This window comes from Gemmatimonadaceae bacterium (assembly GCA_035533755.1).
Lineage (GTDB): Bacteria > Gemmatimonadota > Gemmatimonadetes > Gemmatimonadales > Gemmatimonadaceae > JAGWRI01.
This window is the reverse complement of the sequence record DATLTC010000010.1, coordinates 41,614-54,731: the sequence shown is the minus strand read 5'-3', so window position 1 is coordinate 54,731 and position 13,118 is coordinate 41,614. Positions and strand designations below refer to the sequence as shown.

Below are 13,118 nucleotides of genomic sequence, written 5' to 3'. Positions count from 1 at the left end.
CGTAGGACGGATGACTGCGGAACGCCGTTTACCCCCCTCCCCCCCTACCGTCCTACCGTCCTACCGTCCATCGGTATATTCCCCTCATGCCCGACCCCATCTACCTGGACCATTCGGCCACGACTCCGGTGCGCCCGGAGGTGTTCGACGCCATGCGGCCGTTCTACGGCGCGCGGTTCGGGAACCCCTCGAGCACGCATCGCTGGGGCCGCGAGGCGCGCGCCGCTCTGGACGAGGCGCGCGAGCGCGTGGCCCGCTGCCTCGGCGCCCACGCCGACGAGATCTGCTTCACCTCGGGCGGTACCGAGTCGGACAATCTCGCCGTGCTCGGGGCCTGGCGGTGGGCACGCGAGCGCGGAAAGACGGCGGTCGTCACCACGCCCGTCGAACACAAGGCGGTGCTCGAGGCCGTGCACACCGCGGCCCATGAAGGCGCCGACGAGCGCCTGCTCGCCATGACCTCCGATGGCGTCGTCGATCGCGCGTCGTTCGATGCCATGGTGCGCGACGACGTGGCGGTGGCGTCGGTGATGTGGGTGAACAACGAGATCGGCTCCATCCAGCCCGTGCCCGAGCTGGCCGAGCGCGCCAGGGCGCGCGGCGTCGTCTTCCACACCGACGCCGTCCAGGCGTTCGGCAAGGTGGCCATCGACGCCGCCACGGTGCCGTTCGACATCCTGTCCATCTCGGGGCACAAGATCGGCGCGCCCAAGGGCTGCGGCGCACTGTTCATCCGGCGCGGCACGTCCATCGAGCCGCTCTTCCACGGCGGATCGCAGGACCGCGGCCGCCGCCCGGGCACCGAGAACGTGGCGTTCGCCGTCGGGCTCGCCACGGCCGCCGAGATCGCCATCGCCGAGCGCGAGACCGAGGCGGCGCGGCTGAGCGCGCTGCGCGACCGGCTGCAGGCGATGCTCGTGGCCCGCGTGCCCGGTCTCGTGGTGCACGCCGCCCGCGCGCCGCGGGCGCCCCACATCCTCAACGTGTCGGTGCCCGGCACCGACAGCGAGTCGATGCTCATCGCGCTCGACCTCCACGGCATCGCCTGCTCCGGCGGGTCGGCGTGCCAGAGCGGGAGCAATTCGCCGTCGTACGTGCTGACGGCGATCGGCGTGGAGCCGGCGCTGGCCGCCGCGGCCGTGCGGATGAGCCTGGGCGTGCTCACCGACGACGCGGCCGTGGAGCGCGTGGCCGAGGCGTTCCCGCGGCTCGCGGCCAAGGCGCGCGGCGCCGCCGCGGCCTGAGCGTGGACACCGGGCGATGAAGGAGCGCGTGCTGGTGGCGATGTCGGGCGGCGTCGATTCGTCGGTGGCCGCCGCCATGCTCGTGGCGCAGGGCTACGACGTCGTGGGCGCCACGATGAAGCTGTTCTGCTACGGCGACGAGATCGTCGACCGCCCCTGCTGCTCGCTCGATTCGATCAACGACGCGCGCCGCGTCTGCGAGTCGCTCGGCGTGCCGCACTACGTGCTCAACCTGGAGAGCGCGTTCTCGCACGACGTGGTCGACGACTTCGTGAGCGAGTACGCGCGCGGCCGCACGCCCATTCCGTGCGTGCGGTGCAATACGTTCACCAAGTTCCGCGACCTCGTGCGCAAGGCCGACGCCATGGAGGCGCGCTGGATCGCCACCGGCCACTACGCGCGCGTCGTGGACGGCGCGCTGCATCGGGGCGTGGACCGGTCCAAGGACCAGTCGTACTTCCTGTGGGGCATCGACCGCGGCGTGCTGCCGCGCATGCTGCTCCCCGTGGGCGCGCAGACCAAGGCCGAGACGCGCGCCGTGGCGCACCGGCTCGGCCTCGAGGTGGTGGCCGACAAGCTCGAGAGCCAGGACATCTGCTTCGTGCCCGACGGCGATCACACCAAGATCATCCGGTCCAGACTCGGCGCCGACGCGCCGTCGCTGTCGCGCGGCCCGTTCGTGCGGTCGAGCGGAGAGGTGCTCGGCTATCACGACGGCCACGCCCGATTCACGATCGGCCAGCGGCGCGGCCTGCCCGGCGGATTCGCCGAGCCGATGTTCGTGGTCGCCATCCGGCCCGACGACCGCGCCGTGGTCATCGGCCCGCGGGAGGAATTGCTGGGCCACGGCCTGATCGCCCGCGAGGTGAGCTGGCTGGTGGATCCGCCGGCCGTGGGCTCGCACCTCGAAGTGCAGGTGCGCCATCGCGCGCCGGCGGCGCGCGCCGAGGTGGTGCGTCTGGACGGTCACGAGATCGAGCTGGCGCTGGACGAGGCGGTGAGCGCGATCACGCCGGGGCAGTCGGCGGTGTTCTACGCGCGCGACGTGGTCCTGGGCGGGGGAATCATCGAGTCGGCGGCACGTGTGGGGCTGCCTATTTTGGCGTAGGACGGTAGGGGGGTAGGGGCGTAGGACGGATGACTTCGGAACGCCGTCTACCGTCCTTCAGTCCTACCGTCCTACCTCCCTACCATCGTTCAGTACTTCAGCCCGCCCGCCTCGGCAAACTCCCGCATCATCTTCTCCTGCTCGGGCGTGAGCTTCTCCGGCACCGTGACCTCGGCCTGCACGATCAGGTCGCCGCGCGCGCCGTCCTTCTCGATGCCCTGCCCCTTCACGCGAAAGCGCTTGCCCGACGGTGTGCCGGCCGGAATGCGGATGGCCACCTTGCGGCCGTCCAGCGTGCGCACGCCCACCTTGGAGCCGAGCGTGGCCTGGGCGATGTTGATAGGCACCTTGGCCACGAGATCCAGTCCCTCGCGCGCGTAGAACCGGTCGGGCGCCACCTGGATCGTGATCAGCAGGTCGCCCGGGGGCCCGTTGCGGCTGCCGCGCCCGCCCTGTCCCTTGAGGCGAATGCGCGTGCCGGTGTCGGCGCCTGCGGGCACGTTGATCAGCACCTTGCGGCGCGTCCGCGCCTCGCCCGCGCCGCCGCACGCGGCGCACCGCTCGCTGGGCACCTGGCCGCGGCCCAGGCACTGCGGGCAGGGGCGCTGGACGGCGAATCCGCCCTGCCCGAAGGCGATCGTGCCGCGCCCGCCGCACTCCGTGCAGGTCTGGAACTTGGCGCCCGGCGCGCCGCCCGACCCGTGGCAGGTCTCGCACTCCTCGGTGACCTCGAGCTCCACGGGCACCTTGCCACCCGTGGCCGCGGTGCGGAAGGGCACTTCGAGCGACCGCTCAACGTCCTGGCCGCGTTCCGGACCACGCGGCTTCTGCGCGCGCGCGCCGCCGAACATCGAGCTGAAGATGTCACCGAGGCCGCCCAGGCCGCCGATGTCCATGTCCTCGAACTTGACCCCGCCCTGCGCCTGCTGCGCGCCCGGCGTGGGGCGCCCACCACGTTGCGCGGTGAAGCCGCCGCCGAACGCGCCCAGACGGCGCATGTCGTCGTACTGTTTCCGCTTCTCGGCGTCGCCCACGACGTTGTACGCCTCCGAGATCTCCTTGAAGCGCTCGGCGGACTTCGGGTCGTTGGGATTCGTGTCGGGATGGAATTTCTTGGCCAGCTTCCGGAACTGCTTCTTGATCTCTTCCTGCTTGGCCGAAGCTGGAACCCCGAGTACCGAGTAATAGTCCTTGGTGGGCGGCATGCGGGTGGGCTAGGGTTCGTCGTGCCACTGCGTCACGACGACGCGAGCGGGGCGAAGCAACTGGCCGTTGAACAGGTACCCCACCTGATAGACCTGGGCCACGCGGTGATCCTCCTCGGGCAACTCGGCGCGGGTGGTGGCCACCGCCTCGTGCACCGCCGGGTCGAACGGATCGCCCAGCGGATTGAGGATCTCGAGGCCGTGCCCCGACAGCGACTTGAGCAGCTTCTTCTCGACCATGTCGGCGCCCTGCACCACCGTGGCCGCGTCCACCGTGGCCGGGTCGACGTGCGCAAAACGGCCCAGGTCGTCGAGGCCGTCGAGCAGGCCGCGCACGAGCATCCCCATCCCCTTGAGCTCGGCCTCCTGCCGCTCGCGCACCATGCGCTTGCGGAAGTTGTCGTATTCGGCGGCCAGGCGGAGATACTTGTCGCGCTGGTCGGCGAGCTCGGCGTCGAGCTGGGCCGCGCGCGTGTCGGGGCCCGGCTCGATGCCCGCCGTGCCGGTCACGGGCGCATCCGAGCCGTCGTCGGTGACTGCGGCCTTGGCAGTCGGCATGTCTTCGGCCCCTTTCGGCGCGTCAGCGGAATTCATCGGTCTGGTCTTGTGAGTCATCGAATGAAAGGTCGTCCCAAGGGGGCCGAGTTGCAATGTCCGTGCCTCCAAAGCCTGTCAGGACGGCGGGGGCGAGGGGGCAAGGCCCCCGGCGGCGGCGGGGGTGGCAGCCGCTCCCGGCCGATTGGCCCGCCGCCCCCCACCCCCCGCCCCCTTCCGCCGGTCGCGCCCCCCGGCATATAGTTCACATCATGCAACAGTTGCTGACCGTGAATAGCACCGCGGACGCCGACCGCTGCGCCGCCGCCGTGCTCGACGTCGGGCTCGCCGTCTCCCGCCTCGTGCGCGCCCAGGTGCGGCGCCACCGCCCGGTGGAACTCACCCTGCCGCAGGTGCGCGCCCTGGCGTTCGTCAACGCCGACCCCGACTGCGCGCCGTCGCAGCTGGCCGAATACCTGATGCTCAGCCGGCCCGCCGTCACCCGCCTGCTCGACGGCCTGGTCCAACGCAAGCTCGTCACGCGCCGGCTCGATGCCCGCGATCGCCGGCGCCTCAAGCTCGCGGTCACGCGCGCCGGCCGCTCGCATCTCGACGCCTACTTCACGCGGGCGCGCGCCGTGGTGGCCGAGCGGCTGGCCGGCCTCACGCCCAGACAGCGCGCGGCGGTGCGCCGGGCCATGACGCAGGTGCTCCCGAGCCTCGCCGCCGCGCGGACCGCGGACGACGGCGGCGAGGCCCGCTAGCGGTGGAGGACGGCCCCGGCAAATGGGTCATCGCCGCCACGGTGATGATCGGCAACATCATGGCGGTGCTCGACTCCAGCATCGTCAACGTGGCGCTGCCCGACATGGCCGGCAACCTGGGCGCCACGATCGAGGAGATCACCTGGGTGGTCACGGGCTACATCCTGGCCAACGTGCTGGTGATGCCGATCGTCGGCATGCTGAGCGCCCGCTACGGACGCAAGCGCATCTACATGCTGTCGATCGCCGTGTTCACCACGGCATCGATGCTCTGCGGGGTCTCGACCTCGCTGGGCATGCTGGTGGCCTACCGCGCGCTCCAGGGGTTGGCCGGCGGCATCCTGATCACCGTGCCGCAGGCCGTGCTGCGCGAGAGCTTCCCGTTCGAGGAGCAGGGGCTGGCGATGGGCGTGTACGGCATGGGCGTGGTGCTCGCGCCGGCCATCGGCCCCACGCTGGGCGGCTGGCTCACCGACCGCTACTCGTGGCCCTGGGTGTTCTTCATCAACGTGCCGATCGGCCTCATCAACCTGATCATGGTGCAGCGCGTGCTGCGCGACCCGCCGTATCTGGAGCGCTCGCGGGCCAAGCTCGACCTGCCGGGCCTGGCGTTCATGATCGTGGGGCTGGGCGCGTTCCAGCTCATGCTCGAGGAAGGCCAGCAGGACGACTGGTTCCAGTCCAGATTCATCGTCCGCCTGGCCGTGGTCGCCGCCGCCGGGATGGTGGCCTTCGTGTGGCGAGAACTCACCGTCGAGCGACCGGCCGTGAACCTGCGCATCCTGCGCAACCTCCCGTTCACGGCGGCCACGTTCCTGGGCGGGATCATGGGGGCCGGGCTGAGCGGCACGTTGTTCATCCTGCCGCTCTTCCTCGAGGGGCTGCTCGGCTTCACAGCCATGGACGCCGGGCTGGCGCTCATGCCGCGCAGTCTCGCCATGCTCGTCGTCATGCCCATTGCCGGCCGCCTGTACAACCGGACGGGCGCGCGGCTCATGGTCTCGATGGGCCTCGTGTTCCTGATCGTGGGCCACTGGCAGCTGGCGCACCTGACCACGCAGACCGGGATCTGGGACCTGGTGCTGCCGCAGATCTGGACGGGCACCGGCTTCAGCTTCCTGTTCGCGGCGCTGAGCACGGCGGCGCTGTCGGCCATTCCCAAAGCGCAGATGACGGCGGCCACGGGATTGTACAACGTGGTCCGGCAGGTCATGGGCAGCATCGGGATCGCCGTCTTCGCCACGCTGCTCACGAGCGGCCAGCAGCGCTACTACGCCATTCTCGCCGAGAACTCGTCGAGCCCGATCACGCGCCAGTGGCTGCACGACGTGACGGGGGCCATGCAGGGCATGGGCGCGAGCCTGGGCGTGGCTCAGCAGCGCGCCCTCGAGCTGCTCGGGCTGCGCGTGAGCGCCCAGGCCACGGTCCTGTCGTACAACTACATCTTCGTGATCGTGACACTGACGTTCGCGCTGGCGGCCCCGCTGATCGTGCTCCTGCCCCGCGCCTCCCGGACGTCGGAGCCCGTGGAGATCATGGCCGAGTAGGAGACGCTACGCCGGACCGACCTCGAGCACGCGGCGCACCAGGTTGAGCGCCGCCTGGGCGGCGCGCTGCCGCACCTCCTGCCGGTCGCCCCACGAGTGCAGGAGCACGCTGCGCACCTCCCCGGCAAAGTCCACGCCCACCCACACCGTGCCCACGGGCTTTTCCGGCGTGCCGCCGTCGGGGCCGGCGACGCCGGTGATGCCGATGCCGACCTCGGCCCCGGTGCAGTTGCGGGCGCCGGTGGCCATGGCGCGCACGACGGGCTCGCTCACCGCGCCGTGCTCGCGGATCATCGCCGCCGGCACGTCGAGCAGCGACGTCTTGATCTCGTTGGCGTAGGCGATCACGCCGCCCACGAACACATCGCTCGATCCCGGAATGTTGGTCAGGCGCTCGCCGAGCAGGCCGCCGGTGCAACTCTCGCCCACCGCGATCGAGAGGCCGCGGGCGCGGCAGGCGTCGAGCACGACGGCCGCGAGATCCGCATTCCCCTCGCCGTAGGCGTCGGTTCCGACCACGGGGCGCAGTTGCGCGGCCGCCGCCTCGAGCACGCGGTCGGCGTCGGCCGCTGGCAGGCCGCGCACGGTGACGCGGAGATCCACGCCGTCCACGTTGGGCAGGTAGGCCAGCGAGACGTCGCGACCCAGGGCGCCGGCCACCGGCTGCACGCGGTCAGCCAGCAGCGACTCGGCCACGCCGGTGGTGCGCAGGGTGCGCGACCGCACCACGCGATCGCCGGCCACGCGCTCGCTGAGCATCGGCACCAGCGTATCGGCGAGCATGCCGCGCATCTCGCGCGGGACGCCGGGGAGCATGGCCACCCAACGCCCGCGGTCGTCTTCGAGCCAGATGCCGGGCGCCGAGCCATGCTGGTTGCGGAGCTTGCGCGCGCCGGCCGGGATCATGGCCTGCAGCCGGTTGGCCGCGGGGATCTCGTGGTCGAACCGCCGGCGCCACCGCTCCGCCATCCAGGCAAAGTGCTCCTCATCGAACACCATCTCGCGCCCGAACAGCGCCGCGATGGCCGGTTTGGTGAGGTCGTCGCTGGTGGGGCCCAGGCCGCCGGTGGTGATCACGGCGCCGGCGCGGTCGAGGCCGTCGCGCACGGCGGCGGCAATGGCCTCGGCGGTGTCGCCGACGGTGGTGCGGCGGTCGATCTCCACGCCGATGGCGGCCAGTTCACGCGCCAGGTGCGCGGCGTTCGTATCGATCGTGAATCCGAGCAGCAGCTCGTCGCCGATCGTGACCAACTCGATCTTCATGCCCAGGCATCCATTCGAGATCGTGGTGACGCCATGAATCTACATGCCGGGCCGGCATCAAGAATGGATGGTTGGGCCTGATGCTCCGGATGGAACGGATCGACCGGAGAGGACACCACCAGCCGGGGCCGCGGCGGGAGATCTCGTCGAAGCGATCGCCCCTACCCCCGGCGCTACGGCTTCACGGCGACCGGTTCGTTGCGACATCTGGAGCATCCGTTCGATCCGGAGCATCCGAATGAACCCTTCGTTCTTGATTCGCGGCTCGCGACGTCAGCGCGCCGCCGCGCCGAGGAGGCGGCCGAACCGGCTCAGGTACAGCCAGAGCGAATAGAGCGTGAGCACCGTGGCGCCGACCATCATCAGCACGCCCACCGTGCCGTTGAAGTAGGCGAAGTACCGCCAGCCGTCGCCCGCCCAGCGGCGATTCATCGCGACGGTGGCGATGAAGAACCAGAAGAACGCCGAGCCCACCCAGATGAGCTGCATGGCCGTCTTCCACTTGGCGGGGCCGATGGCCGAGATCACCACGCCGCGCCCGCGGGCGATCTGCCGGAACACCGACATGAACGCCTCGCGGCCCAGGATCACGACCGGGATCCACCACGGGAGACCGATGAGGCCGAAGGGGGTGACGAACGGGAAGGCGGCGAGGCCGCTGGTCTTCATCACGGCGCCCACGGCGCCGGCCACCATGGGCGTGTGCAGCGGCGAGACGAGCGACGTCGCCGTGCCCGATCCGATGAGCACGAACATCGGCACGAGCGTGGCCACGAGCAGCAGCTTGTCGGCCAGCGGATCGAGCAGCCGGCCGAGGTCGGTCTCCTGGGCGCGGGACCGCGCCAGGTAGCCGTCGATGTAGTCGGTGATGGCGGCGATGAAGAACAGGGCCCACGCCGTGAACCGGAGCGACGACGACCCCGAGAACGGCAGCCAGGCGATGAACGGCGCCGCAACGATGCGCCCCGCGCTCAACCAGTTCGGCAGATTCACCGGAACGCCGAGCGCCTCAGGCCAGGGACTTGAGCACGAGCTTGCTCACGGCGCGCAGCGTCTCGAACACGCCGTCGCCGGTGATCGCCACCGCTTCGAAATACTGCGCGCGTTCGAGCCACTCGCCCGTGGGCAACTGCTCGATGAGATTCTCGCCGGCGTGGTAGGGATCGGGCGTCACGCGCTGGCGCGCGGGATCGACCACTTCCCACCCCGGGTTGAGCGCCCCCTGGAGTTCGCCGATCGGCGACGCATTGGGCAGGTCCCGTTTGTTGTACTGGATCACGAACGGCATCTTGGTGAGATCGTAGCCGTACTCGGCCATGTTGTCGTACAGGTTCTGCATCGCTTCCTGGTTGGCTTCCATGCGCTCGATCTGCGAATCGCCCACGAACACGATCCCATCCACGCCCTTGAGGATGAGCTTGCGGCTGGCGTTGTAGTACACCTGGCCGGGCACCGTGTAGAGGTGGAAGCGCGTCTTGAAGCCGCGGATCGTGCCGAGGTCCACGGGCAGGAAATCGAAGAACAGCGTGCGCTCGGTCTCGGTGGCGAGCGAGATGAGCTTGCCGCGCGTATCGGGCTGCACCTTGCCGTACACGTGCTCCAGGTTGCTGGTCTTGCCGCCCAACCCGGGGCCGTAATAGACAATCTTGCAGTTGATCTCGCGGGACGCGTAGTTGATCATCGACATGCTGTGGGTCTCCCGTTACTGGAACAGCTTGTCGATCTCGTCGTCGGCGCCGGCGAGAATGTTGGGGGCGGCCGGCTGACCCGCCGCGCCGCGCGCGAACACCGCTTCAAAGAGTCGGCTGAGCTCCTCGACTGTCTGCTTCATCTTGAGACGGACCAGGCCTAGAGTGGTGCGGTTGTCGAACAGCACGACCAGGATCACGCGCCGCGCGACGTCCGCCAGATACATCGATTCCTTTTCACCCTGGTGGAACAGCGAATTGAAGTCGGATTCCCCGATGAGCTTGGCCAACTGGTCGTTGGCGCTGAAATCGGCCGCCGTGAGCGTGGCGAAGGTGGTGGGATCGAACTTGGGCTGCTCGCCGACGGTGGCCACGAGCTGGCCGGTGCGGTCCACGAGCAGCGCGCACCGCGCGCTGCTGTCGGCCAGGAACCGCTGCAGCGCGTGCGTGATCGCCCCGAAGTCGTCTTCCGTGAAGGACCAGCTCGCTGAACCAACGGGCATGGGATCTCGCCTGCCTATTCGAGGGACGCCTGCATCCGCCGCAACATCCGCCGCCCGCGCCGCTGCAGCAGCGGTTGGGGCTCCCACTTCACGTACTCGGCCAGCAACTGCACGGTCTTGAGCCCCGGCCGGCCGCTCAGGTAGCCGAGCGCGGCCACCCGCCGCACCGGGCTGCTGCTGAACAGATCGCGCCGCGAGCGTTGAATCTGCGCGCTCCACGCCAGCACGCCAACCACCAGACCACCCAGGAATCCGGCCGCCAGGGCCGCCCGGTCGCCGCGTTCCATTACATCGCCCTTCGCGCCGAGAGCGCGCGGGCGATGGTCACGCCGTCCGCGTATTCCAGATCGCCGCCCACCGGCAGCCCCAGCGCGATGCGACTGATCGTCACCCCCGACGCGCCTTGGAGTTCGCGCCGCACCAGCAGGGCCGTGGCTTCCCCTTCCAGACTCGGATTCGTGGCCACGATCACCTCGCGTACCTGTCCCGCCGCCACTCGCTCCACCAGCTTCGCCACGGTGAGATCCTCCGGCCCCACGCCCTCGAGGGGCGAGAGACGGCCGCCGAGCACGTGATACACGCCGCGGAACTCCCCTGCCCGCTCGATGGCGCCGATGTCCGACGCCTCCTCCACCACGCACACCACCGACGCGTCGCGCCGCGGATCGCGACACACCACGCACAACGCCTCTTCCGTGAGGTTGAAGCACCGCTCGCACGGCCGCACCCGCTCGCCCAGCGTGAGCAGCGACTGCGCCAGCCGACGGGTCTGGTCCGCCGGCTGCTTGAGCAGATGATACGTCAGCCGGAGCGCGGTCTTGCGACCGATTCCCGGCAGCTTCGCGAATTCCGTGGCCAGCTCGTCGATCACCGACACGTCAGAAAGGCAGCTTGAACGGGAGTTGAAGTCCGCCCGTCAGCGCCCCCATGTGTTCCTGAGCCTGGACCTGCGCCTTCTTCTGCGCCTCCGTGGTCGCCACGAGGACGAGGTCCTCCAGCATCTCGACGTCGGCCGGATTCACCACGCTGGGGTCGATCTTCACGCGCCGAACCACGCCGGCGCCGTTGACCTCCACGCTCACCAGCCCGCCGCCGGCGGACCCCGTGACGGTCATCTGCTCCAGCTCGGCCTGCACCTGCTGAACCTTGCCCTGCATCTCCTGCGCCTGCTGCAGGATCTTCATGAAATCTCGCATCGAAACCGCTGCGGGGGTGGAGAGTTAAACTACGCCGTGCCAAGGGACTTAGGCAAGCCGATGGCGTCAGTCCACGACGTCCAGATCGAGGACGTCGATCGCCGCGCCGAGCACCGGATTCCGCTGCCGAAGCTTGGCCAGCCGCTCGCTCCGGATCATCTCGTCGGTCAGACGCTTGGGCGCCGCCGCCTGGGCCTCCGACATCACCGTGATCCGGGACACGCCGATGAACCATTCGCGCAGGATGGCCAGGATCTCCGACCGCTTCTCCTCGATGGCCTGGGCGTGGAAGGGGTTGGCCTCGTCCAGCCGCACGGTCACCTCGCCGCCGTCCCTGGTGGAGACGGCCGAGGGCATCGCATTTTGCAGCGCGGCGGCGAGGACGCCCATTCCCGTGGCCCTCACCCGGTCCACCAACTGGTCCCAGCGTCCGGCCAGCACGTTCAGATCCAGGGGCACCTGAGCGGCAACGGGCGAGACCGGGGCATCTGCCAGCGGGACGGGGGCCGCCTTCTGTGGGGCCGGCGCGTCCGCGGGGACTGGGCGTGGCGGGGCGGGCTCGCGAACGGCGGGCGCGGCATCGCGGCGGGGCGGCGCCGGGGCGCGTGACGGAGCCGGGGCGGCGGCCGCCGGCCGGGTGGCCGTGGCTCCGCTGGCGCCGCTCTGCCCGCCCATCGCCCGGAGCACGTCCTCGATCGCCAGCGTGCGATCCATGAGCGCGAACCGCACCAGGAGCATCTCGATCAGGATTTGCTGCTGGCCGCTCTTGCGGAACTGCGGCTCCAGGTCGGCCACGCCGGTGAGCATGCGCAGCAGGTCGCCGGCCGCGAGCTTGCCGGCGCGGGCCGACAGCGCGTGGCGGGCGGACTCCGAGACCTCGGGCGCGGTGCCGCCGAGCGTGACGGCGAGCTGCGCCCGCAGCATGTCGGCGAGGCCGGTGAGGAAGGTGCCGAAATCCACGCCGGCGTCGGCCACACGGGCCACGAACGGGAAGACGTCGCCGGCGCGCCGCTCGGCGATGAGGTCGAGGAGGGCGATGAATTCGTCTTCGGGCACGAGGCCCAGCGCCTCGCGCACGCGGGCCGCGGTGAGCGCGCCCTCGTCCATGGACAGCACCTGATCGGTGAGGCTGAGGGCGTCGCGCATCGAGCCGTCGGCGGCGCGGGCGATCATGAGCAGCGCCTCGGGCTCGGCCGTCACCTGCTCGGCGGCGAGGATCGTCTCCAGCCGGATGCGGATGTCCCCCGGGCCCATGCGCTTGAAATCGAAGCGCTGGAGGCGGCTCAGGACCGGCGCCGCGGCCTGGGCGATCTTCTGCGGCTCGGTGGTGGCGAACACGAACACCACGCGCGGCGGCGGCTCCTCGAGGATCTTGAGCAACGCGTTCCACGCCTCGCGGGTGAGCATGTGCGCCTCGTCCACGATGTACACCTTGTAGCCGTGCTCGCCGGACGGCGCGTACATGGCGCGCTCGCGCAGCTCGCGGGCGTCGTCCACGCCGCGGTTGGACGCGGCGTCGATCTCGACCACGTCGAGCGACGCGCCGCCGCTCCAGATGCGCAGGCAGGACGTGCACTGTCCGCACGGCTCCCCGTCGTCTCCCTTGGCCTCGCAGTTGAGCGCCATGGCGAGCACGCGCGCGAGCGTGGTCTTGCCCACGCCGCGGGGGCCGCAGAGCAGGTAGCCGTGGGCCACGCGGCCGCGCGCGATCGCCCCCTTGAGCGTGTTCGCGACGTGCGACTGGACGGCGACGTCGGCGAACGACTTGGGGCGGTACTTGCGGGCGAGGGCGATGGACACGGGTTGGGCAGTGGGCGGCGGGAGGTTCACTGGCAATCTACAGCCGAACCCCGGCGTCGAAAGTGACGGGCGACCGGGCCCCAAAATGCCGCGCGGGCGGTACCTCCCGGTAGGGGAGATGCACCGCCCGCGCAGTGTCCCAGGCCTGACGAAGCGACGCCAGACACTTCATGCCGCTGCTGCCTTCGGGGCCCTGACGGAGTTAGAAGGCTCACGCCCTCCGGGGCCTGGAACGATCTGAAGTTAGCCTGGGAGAGACGCCCCCT

At 70.3% G+C, this 13,118-nt stretch carries 14 protein-coding genes and 1 other RNA gene; 4 read left to right on the top strand and 11 right to left on the bottom strand.

Annotated elements, in window-relative coordinates; translation table 11 throughout:
* Positions 1 to 86: 86 nt before the first annotated feature.
* Both VNE60_02375 and mnmA read left to right on the top strand, forming a co-directional pair.
* Entirely contained in the window at positions 87 to 1,244 is a 1,158-nt protein-coding gene (locus VNE60_02375; protein HVB30352.1) for a cysteine desulfurase family protein, read from the top strand.
* Positions 1,245 to 1,260: 16 nt separating this feature from the next.
* Positions 1,261 to 2,352, top strand: coding sequence for a tRNA 2-thiouridine(34) synthase MnmA (gene mnmA / locus VNE60_02370; GenBank protein ID HVB30351.1), 1,092 nt, complete (start codon positions 1,261 to 1,263; stop codon positions 2,350 to 2,352).
* Positions 2,353 to 2,441: 89 nt separating this feature from the next.
* Here mnmA and dnaJ read toward each other — a convergent pair whose 3' ends face one another.
* Both dnaJ and VNE60_02360 read right to left on the bottom strand, forming a co-directional pair.
* Positions 2,442 to 3,557 carry a molecular chaperone DnaJ gene (gene dnaJ, locus VNE60_02365; GenBank protein HVB30350.1) on the bottom strand — a complete coding sequence of 372 codons (1,116 nt, stop codon included), beginning with the start codon at positions 3,555 to 3,557 and terminating at the stop codon, positions 2,442 to 2,444.
* Between the two features lie 9 nt (positions 3,558 to 3,566).
* Positions 3,567 to 4,115: a nucleotide exchange factor GrpE gene (locus VNE60_02360; protein ID HVB30349.1), complete on the bottom strand. Its 549-nt coding sequence runs from the start codon at positions 4,113 to 4,115 to the stop codon at positions 3,567 to 3,569.
* A gap of 248 nt (positions 4,116 to 4,363) precedes the next feature.
* Between VNE60_02360 and VNE60_02355 the strand changes: the two genes are divergently transcribed.
* Positions 4,364 to 4,855 (top strand): MarR family transcriptional regulator, encoded by a 492-nt coding sequence (locus VNE60_02355; protein ID HVB30348.1) that lies wholly within the window; start codon positions 4,364 to 4,366, stop codon positions 4,853 to 4,855.
* Between the two features lie 2 nt (positions 4,856 to 4,857).
* Positions 4,858 to 6,402, top strand: coding sequence for a DHA2 family efflux MFS transporter permease subunit (locus VNE60_02350; protein HVB30347.1), 1,545 nt, complete (start codon positions 4,858 to 4,860; stop codon positions 6,400 to 6,402).
* A gap of 6 nt (positions 6,403 to 6,408) precedes the next feature.
* Here the strand turns inward: VNE60_02350 and VNE60_02345 are convergent, their stop codons facing one another.
* The 9 genes from VNE60_02345 to ffs form a co-directional block, all read right to left on the bottom strand.
* Positions 6,409 to 7,665 carry a competence/damage-inducible protein A gene (locus tag VNE60_02345; protein HVB30346.1) on the bottom strand — a complete coding sequence of 419 codons (1,257 nt, stop codon included), beginning with the start codon at positions 7,663 to 7,665 and terminating at the stop codon, positions 6,409 to 6,411.
* A 273-nt stretch (positions 7,666 to 7,938) separates the two neighbouring features.
* A complete protein-coding gene (locus VNE60_02340) occupies positions 7,939 to 8,658 on the bottom strand; it encodes a CDP-alcohol phosphatidyltransferase family protein (GenBank protein HVB30345.1) in 720 nt (239 codons plus the stop codon).
* Between the two features lie 16 nt (positions 8,659 to 8,674).
* Positions 8,675 to 9,352, bottom strand: coding sequence for a GTPase domain-containing protein (locus VNE60_02335; protein ID HVB30344.1), 678 nt, complete (start codon positions 9,350 to 9,352; stop codon positions 8,675 to 8,677).
* 15 nt (positions 9,353 to 9,367) lie between these two features.
* On the bottom strand, positions 9,368 to 9,856 hold the full coding sequence (locus VNE60_02330) for a roadblock/LC7 domain-containing protein (protein ID HVB30343.1): 489 nt from the start codon (positions 9,854 to 9,856) through the stop codon (positions 9,368 to 9,370).
* A gap of 14 nt (positions 9,857 to 9,870) precedes the next feature.
* Positions 9,871 to 10,143 (bottom strand): hypothetical protein, encoded by a 273-nt coding sequence (locus tag VNE60_02325; protein HVB30342.1) that lies wholly within the window; start codon positions 10,141 to 10,143, stop codon positions 9,871 to 9,873.
* Positions 10,143 to 10,733 (bottom strand): recombination mediator RecR, encoded by a 591-nt coding sequence (recR, locus tag VNE60_02320; protein HVB30341.1) that lies wholly within the window; start codon positions 10,731 to 10,733, stop codon positions 10,143 to 10,145. Before recR ends, VNE60_02325 begins: the two co-directional genes overlap by 1 nt.
* A 1-nt stretch (position 10,734) precedes the next feature.
* Positions 10,735 to 11,040 carry a YbaB/EbfC family nucleoid-associated protein gene (locus VNE60_02315; GenBank protein HVB30340.1) on the bottom strand — a complete coding sequence of 102 codons (306 nt, stop codon included), beginning with the start codon at positions 11,038 to 11,040 and terminating at the stop codon, positions 10,735 to 10,737.
* Between the two features lie 78 nt (positions 11,041 to 11,118).
* Positions 11,119 to 12,852: a DNA polymerase III subunit gamma/tau gene (gene dnaX / locus VNE60_02310; protein HVB30339.1), complete on the bottom strand. Its 1,734-nt coding sequence runs from the start codon at positions 12,850 to 12,852 to the stop codon at positions 11,119 to 11,121.
* Between the two features lie 135 nt (positions 12,853 to 12,987).
* An RNA gene (gene ffs, locus VNE60_02305) (signal recognition particle sRNA small type) lies at positions 12,988 to 13,084 on the bottom strand.
* Positions 13,085 to 13,118: the final 34 nt, after the last annotated feature.

Bases quoted from the DNA above. Each gene is read 5' to 3' on its own strand.
- VNE60_02375 (HVB30352.1), top strand. From the start codon at position 87: ATGCCCGACCCCATCTACCTGGACCATTCGGCCACGACTCCGGTGCGC.
- mnmA (HVB30351.1), top strand. From the start codon at position 1,261: ATGAAGGAGCGCGTGCTGGTGGCGATGTCGGGCGGCGTCGATTCGTCG.
- dnaJ (HVB30350.1), bottom strand. From the start codon at position 3,557: ATGCCGCCCACCAAGGACTATTACTCGGTACTCGGGGTTCCAGCTTCG.
- VNE60_02360 (HVB30349.1), bottom strand. From the start codon at position 4,115: ATGCCGACTGCCAAGGCCGCAGTCACCGACGACGGCTCGGATGCGCCC.
- VNE60_02355 (HVB30348.1), top strand. From the start codon at position 4,364: ATGCAACAGTTGCTGACCGTGAATAGCACCGCGGACGCCGACCGCTGC.
- VNE60_02345 (HVB30346.1), bottom strand. From the start codon at position 7,665: ATGAAGATCGAGTTGGTCACGATCGGCGACGAGCTGCTGCTCGGATTC.
- VNE60_02335 (HVB30344.1), bottom strand. From the start codon at position 9,352: ATGTCGATGATCAACTACGCGTCCCGCGAGATCAACTGCAAGATTGTC.
- VNE60_02330 (HVB30343.1), bottom strand. From the start codon at position 9,856: ATGCCCGTTGGTTCAGCGAGCTGGTCCTTCACGGAAGACGACTTCGGG.
- VNE60_02325 (HVB30342.1), bottom strand. From the start codon at position 10,143: ATGGAACGCGGCGACCGGGCGGCCCTGGCGGCCGGATTCCTGGGTGGT.
- VNE60_02315 (HVB30340.1), bottom strand. From the start codon at position 11,040: ATGAAGATCCTGCAGCAGGCGCAGGAGATGCAGGGCAAGGTTCAGCAG.